Origin of the sequence: Candidatus Photodesmus blepharonis, assembly GCF_000731795.2 — a bacterium.
Classification (GTDB): domain Bacteria; phylum Pseudomonadota; class Gammaproteobacteria; order Enterobacterales; family Vibrionaceae; genus Vibrio; species Vibrio blepharonis.
Genome location: NZ_JGVK01000011.1, coordinates 1 through 13,970 on the forward strand (window position 1 = coordinate 1; position 13,970 = coordinate 13,970).

Here is a 13,970-nt window from a genome sequence, read left to right on the forward strand (position 1 = left end):
AGTGGTCTTACCATGGTCAACATGACCTATAGTACCAACATTTATATGTGGTTTTACACGTTCAAATTTTTCTTTAGACATGGTCTGTGTCCCTCTGAAATTTATGGATTAGGGTAGAATTTGATGGCCATACAAGAATCGAAACAGTGATGATAAATCAAAGATTGATTTTGCAGAGTTGGTGCTGATACCCAGATTTGAACTGGGGACCTCACCCTTACCAAGGGCGCACTCTACCTACTGAGCTATATCAGCGTTTAAAACTAAGCTGGAGCGGGCAACGGGAATTGAACCCGTATCATCAGCTTGGAAGGCTGAGATAATAGCCGTTATACGATGCCCGCAAAACTCTGAGAGCTATTTTTTGATCATGGTGGAGGGGGATGGATTCGAACCATCGAAGGCGGTGCCGGCAGATTTACAGTCTGCTCCCTTTAGCCACTCGGGAACCCCTCCAAGTTTTTCATTACCAATGCCTCGCGAACAAAAGGTTAAGATGGTGCCGACTACCGGAATCGAACTGGTGACCTACTGATTACAAGTCAGTCGCTCTACCTTCTGAGCTAAGTCGGCATTATCCAAGCACGCATTCTATTGAATGATTTTCCTACTTGCAATAGCAAATTTTAAAAAAAAACGATTTTGACCAGCTGACTTTTACTTGGTAGCCTTCGTATTTTTGATGGGATTTATTGTGTTTATTATTTTTTATTCACAGCTTGTTTATATATGTTCTCAACTCTTCTTTTGCATATAGATTAGGCCATTGAGTGAGTATTTTATGAGTTCTTTTATGTCTTTTAATCGTACAATGTGGGCAAAATTACGTAACGCGGTACCTATGACATTATCTGAAAGCCATGTAAAAGAATTGCAAGGGGTAAATGAAAACCTAACGGTCAAAGAAACCGTGGAAATTTATCTTCCCCTTAGTCGCCTTTTGAATCTTTATGTTGTCGCTCGTCAAAGCAGAGATTCTATTTTGCAGAATTTTTTAGGTAACAATAAAAGTGTAGCGCCTTTCATTGTTGGCATTGCTGGTAGTGTTGCGGTAGGAAAGAGCACTACAGCGCGTATTCTGAGAGCCTTGCTGTCTCGTTGGGAAAATCACCCTAAGGTTGAGCTTGTTACAACTGACGGTTTTTTATACCCTCAGAAAATATTGAATGAGCGCTGTCTCATGAAAAGAAAAGGTTTTCCTGAATCATACGATATGAGGCGTTTAATTCAATTCATCTATGATATTAAGGCTTGTAAACCTAATATTGAAGTTCCAGTATATTCGCACGTTGCTTATGATATTACTAGTGAAATTAAAGTTGTCAATCGGCCTGATATATTAATTATTGAAGGACTTAATGTTTTACAAACTAGTACAGAGTTAACTCATCGAGTGTCTATTGCAGACTTTTTAGATTTTTCGCTTTATGTTGATGCTGATACTAAAATAATAGAAAAGTGGTATGTTGAGCGTTTTCTTAAGTTTCGTTATGGTGCATTTACAGAACCAGGTTCTTATTTCAGTCACTATACACAGCTTTCAGAAAAACTTGCTGTCAAAAAAGCAAAAAGTATTTGGAAATCGATTAATGGAGTTAATTTAGAGAAAAATATTTTGCCAAGCAAGGATAAAGCACAGCTAATCTTGAAGAAGGGGAACAATCATACTGTTGAAGAGGTGCTTTTAAGAAGATGAGCCCAGGTTCTATTTTGTATCAACGGAGTTTTTCATCATTTAATTTTCAGAATTTGTACCGAAGTGCAAATATATGACTAGAAAATGCAACTTAAACTATTATTGAAAAATATTTTTCTGTTATATTACAATTTTTTTTGCAAAGCTCAATGATATTGAGAATATATACGGAGATATTTTATGCGTAAGCCAGTAATTATAGGCAACTGGAAACTAAATGGTAGCAAAAAAATGGTTGTTCAATTATTGAATGATCTGAATACAAGACTTAAAGGTACAATAGATGTTGATGTTGCTGTAGCTCCACCAACACTTTATATTGATCTAGCGAGACGAACTTTAGACAAGATTGGTAGTGCTGTGGTTCTTGGAGCTCAAGATAGCGGCGTAAATACTAAAGGTGCTTTTACCGGAGAGATTTCTCCTGGCATGTTGAAGGATTTCGGTGTCACTTATGTTATCATCGGTCATTCTGAACGTCGTTCATATCACTTAGAATCCGATGAGTTTATAGCTGAAAAGTTTATTTTTCTAAAAGAGAGTGGTTTGATTCCTGTTTTATGTATTGGTGAATCTGAAGCTCAAAATAGATCTGGAGAAACTGTTGCGATATGCACTCGTCAAATTGATTCTGTTATAAAAAATCATGGTCCTGAAATCTTAAATGGCGCTGTTATTGCGTATGAGCCGATCTGGGCTATTGGTACTGGTAAAGCAGCAACAGCGTGCTATGTACAAAATATTCATGCTGCAATTCGAGCTCATATTGCAAAACACAATCCTACAGTTGCAAAAGAAATTATAATTCAGTATGGCGGATCTGTTAATTCAGAAAATGCAAAGGCTTATTTCATGCAACCAGATATTGATGGAGCTTTGGTTGGTAATTCAGCGCTTGATTCAAGGATTTTTGCAGAAATCATCCAAAAAGCAAGTCTGTCATAATAAATTGAGTTGTGTAATAGTAAGGGAATTTTGTCTTCAATTTTAGATCGTTGGGTATATCTTTGACCATTATGTTAATTGGAAGTGATACACTTAAGGTGGCAATTTAAAAATTACTTAAGTATTTTTAACATCTTCGTGACTTTTACAAAGACATTATTGTGTTTGAGCACATTCAGTTATAATTTCACGCGACTTACATATTCTCCGCTGCGAGTGTCAACTCGGATCGTTTCTCCAGTTGAGATGAATAGTGGAACACGGACGATTGCTCCAGTTTGCAGTGTTGCCATTTTAATACTAGTTCCCTGGGTATCTCCTCTTAGACCATGGGCTGTTTCGATTACCTTAAGTTCAACAAAATTTGATGGTGTGACTACAATAGGATTTCCGTTCCAAAGAGTTAATGTGCAGGCGTTATTCACTACTAGCCACTTGGCATTGTTACCAATAGTTTTTTTATCTGCGCTGATCTGTTCGAAGGATTGAGTGTTCATAAAGTAATAAAATTTGCCATCATTGTATATATAGTCTAGAGTCACTTCCACTACATCAGCTATTTTTAGGGAATCGCTCGATCTGAATGTTTTTTCTAAAACTTTACTAGAAAGTAATTTACGGATTTTAACACGATTAAACGCTTGGCCTTTGCCTGGTTTTACGTACTCGTTATCTATGATTATGCAAGGTTCATTATCGAAAATGACTTTGAGACCGCTTTTAAATTCATTTACCTTCACTTTGGTCATTCTTATTTATCCAATTTCGCTATTGTTTGAGTTAATTTATGTCCAATATCATAACCCGAAAAATTGTTTCTGTTGAGCAAAATTGGATGAAACAGTTAGCCGGTGCTATCTCAGATCCAATAAAATTATTGGAATTTTTACAGATAGATCCATCTGCTTGGAAAACAGGATTTGAAGCTAGAAAGCCTTTCGCGCAACGTGTACCACAAAGTTTTATCGATAGGATGGAGAAAGGTAATCCTAAGGATCCTCTTTTACGTCAAGTTTTACCAATAATTGAAGAGCTTGAAGTACATAATGGATACTCTATTGACCCTTTGAAAGAACACCACAATAATACTCCAGGATTACTTCATAAATATAGAAATCGAGCACTCATGATCGTGAAAGGTAGTTGTGCAATACACTGTCGTTATTGTTTTAGACGCTACTTTCCTTATCAAGAGAATAAAGGGAGCAAGGTTGTTTGGAAGAAAAACCTTCATTATTTGGCTCAACATTCAGAGTTAAATGAGGTTATTTTATCTGGTGGTGACCCTTTAATGGCTAAGGATGCTGAACTTGAATGGTTAGTTAGCAGAATAGCTGGAATTCCACACATAAAGAGGCTACGTATCCACACACGATTGCTAATCGTTATACCGGCGCGAATAACTGCTAGGCTTTGTGAAATTTTAAGCCAAGATCGTCTTCAGGTTATTTTAGTTACACATATTAACCATGCTAATGAAATTAATTGCCAATTGCAGCAACAACTCAAAAAACTCAAAAATCGAGAAATCACACTTCTTAACCAAGGAGTTTTGCTGAAGGGAGTTAATGATTCTATTGAGGCTCAAGTCCTTCTAAACGAAGTGCTTTTTGATGTTGGTATTCTTCCTTATTACCTTCATGTTTTAGACAAAGTGCAAGGCTCGGCTCATTTTTTTGTTTCTGATAAAAGGGCTAGAGAAATTATGAAAGGAGTCATTGAAAGAGTATCAGGTTATCTAGTACCTAGATTAATTAGAGAAATCAGTGGAAGAAATAGTAAAATACCACTCGACTTGTGTTTAAAATAAATGTTTGTTAGAACTAACGGTTGATCAGAGTATGATTTCTATAAAGTTCAATGGGTTTTTATAATTATGATAAAAAAGTGCCTCTTCCCTGCTGCAGGATACGGAACGCGTTTCCTGCCTGCTACTAAGTCAATGCCTAAAGAAATGATGCCCGTTGTTAATAAGCCTTTAATTGAGTATGGAGTTGAAGAAGCCATCAAAGCGGGTATTAATAATATGTGTATTGTTATGGGGCGCGGAAAACATTCTATTATGGATCATTTTGACAAAAACTATGAATTGGAGCATCAAATTAGCGGCACGAATAAGGAAGAGCTATTAGTTGATATCCGTGAGGTAATTGATATCGCTAATTTCACTTATATTCGTCAGCACGAAATAAAAGGTTTAGGACATGCTGTTTTGACTGGTCAAGAACTAATTGGCGATGAACCATTTGCTGTTATATTGTCTGATGATTTATGTGTTAATGAACGGGAAAGTGTTTTGGAACAAATGGTTGCACTTTATAAGCAGTTTCGTTGTTCCATTATTGCTGTACAAGAAGTGCCTGAAGATGAAATTTGTAAATATGGGATTATATCCGGAGAAATGATTAGAGATGATCTGTATTGCGTTAATGAGATGATAGAGAAGCCAGAGAGAGGCAGTGCCCCGAGTAATTTGGCTATTGTGGGTCGTTATATTTTAACCCCGGATATTTTTGGGTTAATAGAGTGTACAAAATTAGGTACAGGAGGAGAAATCCAACTTACTGATTCACTTTTAAAACAAGCAAGATATGGATGTGTTTTAGCATATAAATTTAAGGGAAAACGCTTTGATTGCGGTGGTGTGGAGGGTTACGTTCAAGCCACTAATTATTTTTTTGAAAAACTCTATTTAAAGGGTGAAAAAAAATTAAAATTGCTGAGGAAACCACTTTTAAAAGCTACATAAGAGAGTAAGTTCAATGAACTAGATAAGAGTTTTTCATTCAATTATGTCATCGCTTCATCTTGTATTTCTACATTAACTAAGATTCGTTAATCCGTTTGCACACATTGAGAATGCATGGTTTTCAACGAAGGTAGATTTGTAGATCTTTGGTTTTCATACTTATAAGTGGAAACAAAACAGGGTATAGGATTCATCAGTTATAGCTTAATTGAGGTCCTGCTGAAATAAGTGCTCTACCTTCTTTGTTATCAGTATACTTATTGAAGTTATCTATAAACAGAGCTGCTAGGTTGTTAGCTTTATGTTTCCATTGCATATGATCAGAATAAGTATTGCGTGGATCTAGAATTTTAGGGTCAATTCCTATTAATTTGATTGGTATTTCCAGATTGAATATTGGAATGTTTTTAGTATCTGTTTTTTCAATAGAGCCATCTAAAATTGCATCAATAATTTTCCGTGTATTTTCAATGGAAATACGCTTACCGCTACCATTCCACCCAGTATTAACCAAATAAGCTTCAGAACCAGCTTCTTCCATACGTTTGATTAACACTTTTGCATACTTAATTGGGTGTAGTGTTAAGAACGCCGCACCAAAACAAGCTGAGAATGTAGGCGTTGGGTTTGTAACGCCACGCTCAGTACCAGCTAACTTAGAAGTGAAGCCGGATAGAAAATGATATTTAGTTTGTTCTGGAGTGAGTTTTGATACTGGAGGTAGTACACCAAATGCGTCAGCAGATAAAAAAATTACTTTGTTTGCATGGCCACCTTTAGAAATAGGTTTTACAATGTTTTTAATGTGGTAAATAGGATAAGAAACACGTGTGTTCTCGGTTTTTGAATGATCATCGAAATCAATTGAATTATCATCGAGGACAGTCACGTTTTCTAATAGAGCATCGCGATAAATAGCGTTATAGATATCAGGTTCAGCTTCTTTTGAAAGTTTGATAGTTTTTGCGTAGCAACCACCTTCGAAGTTAAATACACCGTTTTTATCCCAACCATGTTCATCGTCACCAATGAGCGCGCGTTTGTTATTGATAGAAAGAGTTGTTTTACCTGTACCAGATAAACCGAAGAATACTGCTACATCGCCATCTTTTCCCATGTTTGCACTACAATGCATAGACGCAATATTCTTTAGTGGTAAAAAATAGTTCATCATTGAAAACATTCCTTTTTTCATTTCACCGCTATACCAAGTACCACCAATAAGTTGTGTACGTTCAGTTAAGTTGAACGCAGTGAAGTTTTCAGAGGTTAGACCTTGCTCTTTCCACTTTGGATTGGTACATTTAGCACCGTTCATTACTATGAAGTCAGGTTCGAATGTTGTTAGTTCAGAAGGACGAATAAACATATTTTTTGCGAAATGGGCCTGCCATGCTATTTCCGTGATCACCCTAATACTTAAACGCGTATCTGGATTTGCACCACAATAACCGTCAATAACAAAAACACGCTTGCCAGAAAGCTGATTAATTACTAATTTTTTTAACTCATTCCATACTTGCTGTGTGATCGGCTTATTATCATTTTCGATTCTATCAGATGTCCACCAAATGCGTTTTTCAGTCATTGCATCTTTGACGATATACTTATCTTTAGGTGAGCGACCAGTAAAGATTCCAGTATCCACAGCTACAGCTCCGAATTTGGTTACTATTCCTTTTTCATAACCATGGAGATCTGTGCAGGTTTCTTCTTTAAACAACATTTCGTAACTTGGATTTCGGATAATTTTTTGGATATTTTGTAATCCATATTTTCTAAGGTTTAAAGTAGTTTGCTGCATTCTCGTGTGTTCCATGGTAGTTTAGAGGTACTCATTTAAATTAAGAAAAAGCTTATTAAGCATTTTGCTTTTCAAGACATGGTAACTAAGTATAATGTATAAAACTGGAAAATCGCTCTCTAAAATATCCATGTTTCCAATATGTTTTAACAGTTGAGAAATGAGTCAGTCATGTTATCTTGCAGAGATTGTATAATCATAGCTCTTTTTCGTTGAAAGTACAGTGAATTTCAGAATAGTCGAAGAATGGAAACTTAGATTTTTCAACGAAAATAATTCCGTGTTTTCAGAGTGTTCATTACTTGCTTAAACAAATTTGAAAGGTTATTTTTCGCTCCTTGTTTGTATATTCCGTAGTTTTTGATAATTGAATTTTCCCGTCTAAACTTTCTAGTGCCTATTAAACTTCATTGTTCTGTTATGATTAGAATTTGCTCAACAAGAAGGACTTAAAGCGTCGTTTGCGAGTTGGCTATTTTCCCAGAAGAATTTTTAATTTATTGACACTTTTTTAATCTTATAATATCTCGACGTTGTTTTTTATTAGGTCGACGTTCTGAATTAGAAGAGCTATATGTATGAAATTTACGCTGTAGCGAATTGTTTTTGCGTTTTGCTAAATTGTCAAAAACTTCTGAATAAAGAGTGAGAGCTTCTTGAGCACCGCGACGTTGGCTTGATAGAGCCTTAACCACAACGGTTTTTTCTGTATTCCCTTGTTTTAAAGTAATAATAGAACCAATTTCCATTGTTTTGCTTGCTTTGCTACGTTGGGAATTGTAATGGACCTTGCCACTATTAATCATATTACGAGCAATAGTTCGGGTTCTATAAAACCGAGCAGCCCATAACCATTTATCAAGTCGAACCGTATTGGAAACCATACTACTAAAATCCCTCCGACAACATAAACTAATAGCACTATTGTCTTGTGATGTCAATCAATGATGTTGTTTCGTATGGTTGTAAAGGTAATTTGATTGTAGATTGTTTAAAATTAAAATTTGATCAATTTAAATAGTATTAATTTTTCTTAGCTATAGCAGCTGGGTTATTTATAATATCTAAGCGAACTGCAATAATTTTTTGATCTTTTTTATTAAATACTCTTATGAATAAAATTGATGAATTCCAAATGAGAATTAGTGTTTTATTTACTTTAATTTTGTTGACATGTTTAGGATGGTTACTTGGCAAGATATTCTGGATAGTACATGGTCAATCACAGCCAATTATTTCCTGGTTTCCTAACATGGAATTACAAGCAACCTCTAAACAAAGTAGTATTAATATTGCTGAATTGAAAAAAGGTTATCTGTTTGGTCATTATGAACATAAAGTTATGACGTTATCAGAAGATTCTACGAACGATTTTTCCAGAGCGCATTTGAATTTAATTTTGGTGGGGGTTGTCATCACTAGCGAACCTGATAAAGGATTAGCAATTATTGCTAATCGAGGATTACAAGCAACTTATGGTGTGAATGAAAAAATTGAGGGAACTAAAGCTAAGTTAAAAGCAGTCATGCTTGATCGAGTGATCATTGATAATTCCGGTTATGATGAAATCTTGATGCTTCATGGAGTTGCTCAAAAAAAAACAGCCACTGTATTTTCGTCTAAAATTGACACCAATGATTTTAAAAAAAATATTGAATTTAGTCGTATTCATCAGAATATTCTGAAAGATCCAAAGAATATTTTTCAATATATGAATGTATCGAAAGTGAAACATGCTGGAAAAGTTTTTGGATATCGTATAAATCCAGGCAAAAAATCTGAACTATTTAATTTGCTTGGGTTGAAGCCTAATGATGTTGCTATTCAGATAAACGGACAAGATTTAACCGAGTCTATCTCTATTGGAAAAATTTTAAAAAGTGTTTCACAATTAAGCGAAATTAATTTAAAAGTGCACAGAAATGGTCAAGAACACGATATATACATTGGATTTTGATACTGATGTGTGAGCATAAGGAATGTTAGAGAGTGACTTATTGGCTAAAGAGAATTTCTTGGTTATGTTCCGGAAGTTTATTGGTAGTTTCGCTTGTGGCAGCAAATGATTTTAGTGCGAATTTTAAAGGTGCAGATATCCAAGAGTTCATTAATATTGTTGGCCGTAACCTCAAGAAAACTCTTATAATTGATCCTTCTGTTCGTGGAAAAATTGATATTCGTAGCTATGATGTATTAACAGAAGAACAATATTATAGTTTTTTCTTAAATGTGCTTGAAGTTTATGGTTTTTCTGTTGTTGAAATGGAGAGTGGAATTCTAAAGGTTATTAAATCTAAAGATGCAAAAACTTCAGCTATTCCTGTTGTTAGCGATGGTAATATTGATGGGGATAACGTTGTTACGCGAGTAGTTGCAGTGCATAATGTTTCAGTACGTGAGCTTTCTCCATTATTGCGCCAATTGAACGATAATGCCGGTTCGGGTAATGTGGTTCATTATGATCCTGCTAATATAATTCTGATTACTGGTAGCGCAGCAGTGGTCAACCGTTTAGCAGAAATTGTCAAGCGTGTTGATCAAGCAGGTGACAAAAAAATCGAAGTAGTAGAGCTAAAAAATGCATCTTCTACAGAGATGGTGCGTATCGTTAAAGCATTAAACAAAAATACCTCTACTTCGAATATCCCAATTTTCTTACAACCTAAATTAGTAGCCGATGATCGCACTAATTCTGTGCTTATTTCAGGTGATCCAGAAGTTCGAGTTCGTTTGAAAAACCTTATGAGGCAACTTGATCTAGAAATGGCTCCGAAAGGTAGCAATAGAGTTGTTTATCTTAAGTATGCTAGAGCAGAAGACTTAGTTAGTGTTCTTGAAGGGTTATCTAATAAACTTCAAGCAGAAAAGTCTGCTCCTAAAGAAAATAGCAACGCTCGACGTAGCGAAGTAATGATCGCTGCTCATCCTGAGACTAACGCTTTAGTATTAACTGCTCCTCCCGATGTTATGAACACTATTCAAGGTGTAATTTCTCAGCTTGATATCCGTCGCGCACAAGTATTAATTGAAGCTCTGATTGTTGAAATCGCAGAAAGCGATGGTGTCAATCTTGGTGTGCAATGGGGATCCTTGGCAAGCGGCGCACTTATTCAATATAGAAATTCAAATACACCAATTGGTCAGGTGATGCTTGGACTAGAAGATATCAAAGATAAAACTATAACAGAGCGTTATTGGGATTCAAGCAGTAGCTCTTGGAAAACTCGGGAGTTAACAGAAAGAGGTGATTATTCTGGATTGGCTAAGGTTTTTAGTAGATTAAATGGTGCCGCACTTAGTATTGCAACCGGGGATTGGACTGCTTTAATTCATGCTGTAGCTTCTGATTCCGATTCTAATATTTTATCCTCACCGAGCATAACTGTAATGGATAATGGAGAGGCATCATTCATTGTTGGTGAGGAAGTACCGGTTATTACAGGTTCTACAGTTGGTTTAAATAATGGAAATCCTTTTCAAACTGTTGATCGTAAAGAAGTTGGCATAAAATTAAGAGTAATACCTCAAATTAATGAAGGTAATTCTATTCATCTGAATATTGAACAAGAAGTATCAAATGTGTTAGGAGCTAATGGTGCTATTGATGTGCGTTTTTCTAAGCGTCAGCTTCATACTTCGGTGATGGTTGAAGATGGTCAAATGATTGTACTTGGAGGCTTGATTAATGAGCATGTGCTTGAAAGCCAATCTAAAGTTCCTTTGTTTGGTGACATACCAATTTTAGGATATTTATTCAAATCAACTAGTACTCAAATTGAGAAGAAAAACCTCATGGTATTTATTAAACCGACTATTATTCGTGATGGTATAATGGCTGACAGTATTACTCAACGTAAGTATAACTTTATCCGAGCAGAACAACTGTACAAAATGGATGAAGGTTTAAGGTTAATGAACGATATAAATATTCCTGTAATACCTAAATTTGGTGAAGTAATTGGTCACTATGCTGAATTTGAAATATTACTTAAGCAAATGGAAGAAATAGAATGAGTGATATGATAACTAGTTCTACGGTCTTTCGTTACATTCCATTTAGTTTTGCAAATCGTTTTAAATTAGTTTTCGAATATGACAAGAAAAAAGGATATGTTTTATATTATGTTGCACCGTTGCTTATTGAATCATTAGTTGAAGTTAAACGTGTTGTTAAGGTCTCTTTTATTTTGCATGAGCTAAATTCAGAAGAATTTGATAGTAAGTTAACTCAAGTATATCAACGCAACTCTTCTGAAGCACGTCAGTTAATGGAAGATATTGGTACAGCTAGTGAGGATTTTTTTTCGTTAGTAGAAGAATTACCAGAAGATGAAGATTTGCTGGAATCAGAAGATGATGCACCAATAATTAAGCTAATCAACGCTATGCTCGGAGAAGCCATTAAAGAAGGTGCATCGGATGTTCATATTGAGACATTTGAAAAAGCGTTATTAATTCGTTTTCGTGTTGACGGTATATTACGAGACGTATTAGCTCCAAGTCGAAAACTAGCTCCATTGCTAGTTTCGCGTGTAAAGGTGATGGCAAGGCTTGATATCGCGGAAAAACGCATCCCACAAGATGGCCGTGTTTCGCTGCGTATAGGTGGTCGTCCTATTGATGTACGTGTTTCCACTATGCCTTCTTCCCATGGAGAACGTATAGTAATGCGTTTACTTGATAAAAACGTCATTCACTTAGATTTATATAGTTTAGGTATGACAGCTGATAACTGCGCCAACTTTCGAGCTCTTATTGAAAGGCCATATGGCATTATTCTGGTAACTGGAGCAACTGGATCTGGTAAGTCCACTACTTTATATGCTGGTTTGCAAGAATTAAATAATAGTGAAAAAAATATTATTACTGTGGAAGACCCAATTGAATTTGATATTGATGGTATTGGTCAAACTCAAGTAAATCCTAAAGTAGATATGACTTTTGCTCGTGGGCTTCGGGCTATCTTGCGTCAAGATCCTGACGTAATTATGGTTGGTGAGATTCGTGATTTAGAAACAGCACAAATTGCTGTTCAAGCTTCTTTGACAGGTCATCTCGTAATGTCGACTTTACACACTAATAGTGCAGTTGGCGCAATTACAAGATTGCGGGATATGGGTGTTGAGCCATTTTTGATTTCATCTTCTTTACTTGGTGTACTAGCGCAACGTTTAGTGAGAATTTTATGCCATGATTGTAAAATACCCTATGCAGCAGATGAAGAACAGAAAAAGTTATTTGATCTTTCTGGAGATATGGAAGAACAATTAATTCTCTACCGTTCTGATGGTTGTGCTAGTTGCAATCGTAAAGGTTATCGGGGACGTACTGGTATTTATGAGTTCTTGTTAGTGGATAAGCATATTCGGGAGCTGATCCATAGGAGAGAAGATGAGCAAGTAATTGAACAATTAGTTCGAGTAAAAAACCCGAGTATATATAGCGATGGTTTAGAAAAGGTTCGTCAAGGTATCACTTCTCTTGAAGAATTGATACGAGTAAAGTGCGAGGGAATATGATGGCATCATTTGAATATTTGGCACTAAATAAAAAGGGTCGACAAAAAAAAGGAATTATTGAAGGCGATAGTGCTAGACAGGTTCGTACACGTTTAAGAGAACAGGGTATGGTGCCTGTTAGATTAGAAGATATTTCCGCTCAACAATACAAAAAATTAGGAAGAAGTGTATTTTTTTTAAAAAAAAGGATTCGCTTGTCAGATTTAGTTTTGATTACTCGTCAGCTATCAGTTTTAATACAGTCTAGTATACCGTTGGAAGAGTCACTTAGGATTGTGTTAGAGCAATCTAAAAATCCGCGTGTTCGTTCCATTCTCTCTTCTGTTCGTTCTAAGGTGTCTGAAGGTCATACTTTGTCAGATAGCCTTGCGGACCATCCTTACATTTTTGATCAGCTATTTTGCTCTATGGTGTTTGCAGGTGAAAAAACAGGTCATCTTGCCACTTCGTTAGAACGTTTAACTAGTTATGCAGAAAAGAATCAGAAAGTACGTTATAAGCTTCAGCAGGCAATGATTTATCCTTTTGCATTAGTAGTATTTACATTCGGTATTGTTTCATTTTTGTTGGTGAATGTTGTGCCTAAAATTATCGAACCAATTATTCATGTAGGACAAGAGTTACCGCAGTCCACAGATTTTTTGCTTAAAATGAGCAGATTTATACAAGTCTGGGGTATTCAGTTTTTTATTTTAATCTTGATTTGTAGTTTTTTGACGAAACGGCTATTAAGCAAACCAGATTTTCGTTTAAATTGGGATAGAAAGATACTTTTTTTCCCTGTAATAGGCAAAATACATAAAGATATAAACACTTCTCGATTCGCGCGTACATTAGCGATGTGTATCTCTAACACTATGCCAATTTTAGAAGGAATGCGTGTTGCTGTTAATGTTGTATCGAACCGATATATGAAAAAGCAGATGTTAATAGCGGTGGATAATGTGAGAGAGGGAGCTAGCTTATCTCAAGCTTTAGAGAAAACTAAAATTTTTTTGCCAATGATGTTACATATGATTTCAAGTGGTGAACAAAGCGGTAAGTTAGAAACTATGTTGATATATGCTGCTGATATTCAAGATGCTAATTTTGAATTAACTGTAAATATTGTTTTAGAGATTGTAAATCCTACGTTGATAGCATTGATGGCTGGTTTGATCTTGTTTATTGTGATGGCGACTTTGACGCCGATGTTAGAAATGAATAATTTAATAAGTGGATAACTGCTCGTTTTTCAAAAAAATCAAAGTATGGAGG

General features: G+C 35.6%; 11 protein-coding genes and 4 tRNA genes. 8 read left to right on the forward strand and 7 right to left on the reverse strand.

Annotation, left to right across the window (positions count from 1 at the left end; all coding sequences use genetic code 11):
- Window positions 1-179: 179 nt before the first annotated feature.
- The 4 genes from CF67_RS02055 to CF67_RS02070 all read right to left on the reverse strand — a co-directional run bounded on the left by CF67_RS02055 (window position 180) and on the right by CF67_RS02070 (window position 573).
- A tRNA-Thr gene (locus CF67_RS02055) sits at window positions 180-255 on the reverse strand.
- Window positions 256-269: 14 nt separating this feature from the next.
- Window positions 270-344: transfer RNA gene (locus CF67_RS02060), tRNA-Gly, on the reverse strand.
- A gap of 27 nt (window positions 345-371) precedes the next feature.
- A tRNA-Tyr gene (locus tag CF67_RS02065) sits at window positions 372-456 on the reverse strand.
- Window positions 457-497: 41 nt separating this feature from the next.
- Window positions 498-573, reverse strand: a tRNA-Thr gene (locus tag CF67_RS02070).
- Between the two features lie 208 nt (window positions 574-781).
- Between CF67_RS02070 and coaA the strand changes: the two genes are divergently transcribed.
- Both coaA and tpiA read left to right on the forward strand, forming a co-directional pair.
- Window positions 782-1,696, forward strand: coding sequence for a type I pantothenate kinase (gene coaA / locus CF67_RS02075; RefSeq protein ID WP_034413769.1), 915 nt, complete (start codon window positions 782-784; stop codon window positions 1,694-1,696).
- Between the two features lie 180 nt (window positions 1,697-1,876).
- Complete coding sequence (gene tpiA, locus CF67_RS02080) at window positions 1,877-2,641, forward strand: triose-phosphate isomerase (RefSeq protein ID WP_034413772.1); 765 nt, start codon at window positions 1,877-1,879, stop codon at window positions 2,639-2,641.
- Window positions 2,642-2,820: 179 nt separating this feature from the next.
- Here the strand turns inward: tpiA and efp are convergent, their stop codons facing one another.
- Entirely contained in the window at window positions 2,821-3,390 is a 570-nt protein-coding gene (gene efp, locus CF67_RS02085; RefSeq protein WP_034413774.1) for an elongation factor P, read from the reverse strand.
- A 38-nt stretch (window positions 3,391-3,428) separates the two neighbouring features.
- Here efp and epmB point away from each other — a divergent pair, with 38 nt between their 5' ends.
- Window positions 3,429-4,451: an EF-P beta-lysylation protein EpmB gene (gene epmB, locus CF67_RS02090; protein ID WP_034413777.1), complete on the forward strand. Its 1,023-nt coding sequence runs from the start codon at window positions 3,429-3,431 to the stop codon at window positions 4,449-4,451.
- A 66-nt stretch (window positions 4,452-4,517) separates the two neighbouring features.
- Window positions 4,518-5,390: a UTP--glucose-1-phosphate uridylyltransferase GalU gene (gene galU, locus CF67_RS02095; protein WP_034413779.1), complete on the forward strand. Its 873-nt coding sequence runs from the start codon at window positions 4,518-4,520 to the stop codon at window positions 5,388-5,390.
- Between the two features lie 193 nt (window positions 5,391-5,583).
- Here the strand turns inward: galU and pckA are convergent, their stop codons facing one another.
- Both pckA and hslR read right to left on the reverse strand, forming a co-directional pair.
- Window positions 5,584-7,209, reverse strand: coding sequence for a phosphoenolpyruvate carboxykinase (ATP) (gene pckA / locus CF67_RS02100; RefSeq protein ID WP_034413781.1), 1,626 nt, complete (start codon window positions 7,207-7,209; stop codon window positions 5,584-5,586).
- 482 nt (window positions 7,210-7,691) lie between these two features.
- Window positions 7,692-8,078 carry a ribosome-associated heat shock protein Hsp15 gene (gene hslR, locus CF67_RS02105; RefSeq protein WP_034413783.1) on the reverse strand — a complete coding sequence of 129 codons (387 nt, stop codon included), beginning with the start codon at window positions 8,076-8,078 and terminating at the stop codon, window positions 7,692-7,694.
- A gap of 251 nt (window positions 8,079-8,329) precedes the next feature.
- On the opposite strand from hslR, the gene gspC reads away from it, so the two are divergent.
- From gspC to gspF, 4 genes are read left to right on the forward strand one after another with little or no spacing between them, the layout of a single operon-like run.
- A complete protein-coding gene (gspC, locus tag CF67_RS02110) occupies window positions 8,330-9,151 on the forward strand; it encodes a type II secretion system protein GspC (RefSeq protein WP_052538031.1) in 822 nt (273 codons plus the stop codon).
- Window positions 9,152-9,183: 32 nt separating this feature from the next.
- Entirely contained in the window at window positions 9,184-11,208 is a 2,025-nt protein-coding gene (gene gspD, locus CF67_RS02115; RefSeq protein ID WP_034413788.1) for a type II secretion system secretin GspD, read from the forward strand.
- Entirely contained in the window at window positions 11,205-12,713 is a 1,509-nt protein-coding gene (gene gspE / locus CF67_RS02120) for a type II secretion system ATPase GspE (RefSeq protein ID WP_034413790.1), read from the forward strand. Before gspD ends, gspE begins: the two co-directional genes overlap by 4 nt.
- A complete protein-coding gene (gene gspF / locus CF67_RS02125; RefSeq protein WP_034413793.1) occupies window positions 12,713-13,936 on the forward strand; it encodes a type II secretion system inner membrane protein GspF in 1,224 nt (407 codons plus the stop codon). Before gspE ends, gspF begins: the two co-directional genes overlap by 1 nt.
- The last annotated feature ends 34 nt before the right edge of the window (window positions 13,937-13,970 follow it).

Bases quoted from the DNA above. Each gene is read 5' to 3' on its own strand.
- coaA (WP_034413769.1), top strand. From the start codon at position 782: ATGAGTTCTTTTATGTCTTTTAATCGTACAATGTGGGCAAAATTACGT.
- tpiA (WP_034413772.1), top strand. From the start codon at position 1,877: ATGCGTAAGCCAGTAATTATAGGCAACTGGAAACTAAATGGTAGCAAA.
- efp (WP_034413774.1), bottom strand. From the start codon at position 3,390: ATGACCAAAGTGAAGGTAAATGAATTTAAAAGCGGTCTCAAAGTCATT.
- epmB (WP_034413777.1), top strand. From the start codon at position 3,429: ATGTCCAATATCATAACCCGAAAAATTGTTTCTGTTGAGCAAAATTGG.
- galU (WP_034413779.1), top strand. From the start codon at position 4,518: ATGATAAAAAAGTGCCTCTTCCCTGCTGCAGGATACGGAACGCGTTTC.
- pckA (WP_034413781.1), bottom strand. From the start codon at position 7,209: ATGGAACACACGAGAATGCAGCAAACTACTTTAAACCTTAGAAAATAT.
- hslR (WP_034413783.1), bottom strand. From the start codon at position 8,078: ATGGTTTCCAATACGGTTCGACTTGATAAATGGTTATGGGCTGCTCGG.
- gspC (WP_052538031.1), top strand. From the start codon at position 8,330: ATGAGAATTAGTGTTTTATTTACTTTAATTTTGTTGACATGTTTAGGA.
- gspE (WP_034413790.1), top strand. From the start codon at position 11,205: ATGAGTGATATGATAACTAGTTCTACGGTCTTTCGTTACATTCCATTT.
- gspF (WP_034413793.1), top strand. From the start codon at position 12,713: ATGGCATCATTTGAATATTTGGCACTAAATAAAAAGGGTCGACAAAAA.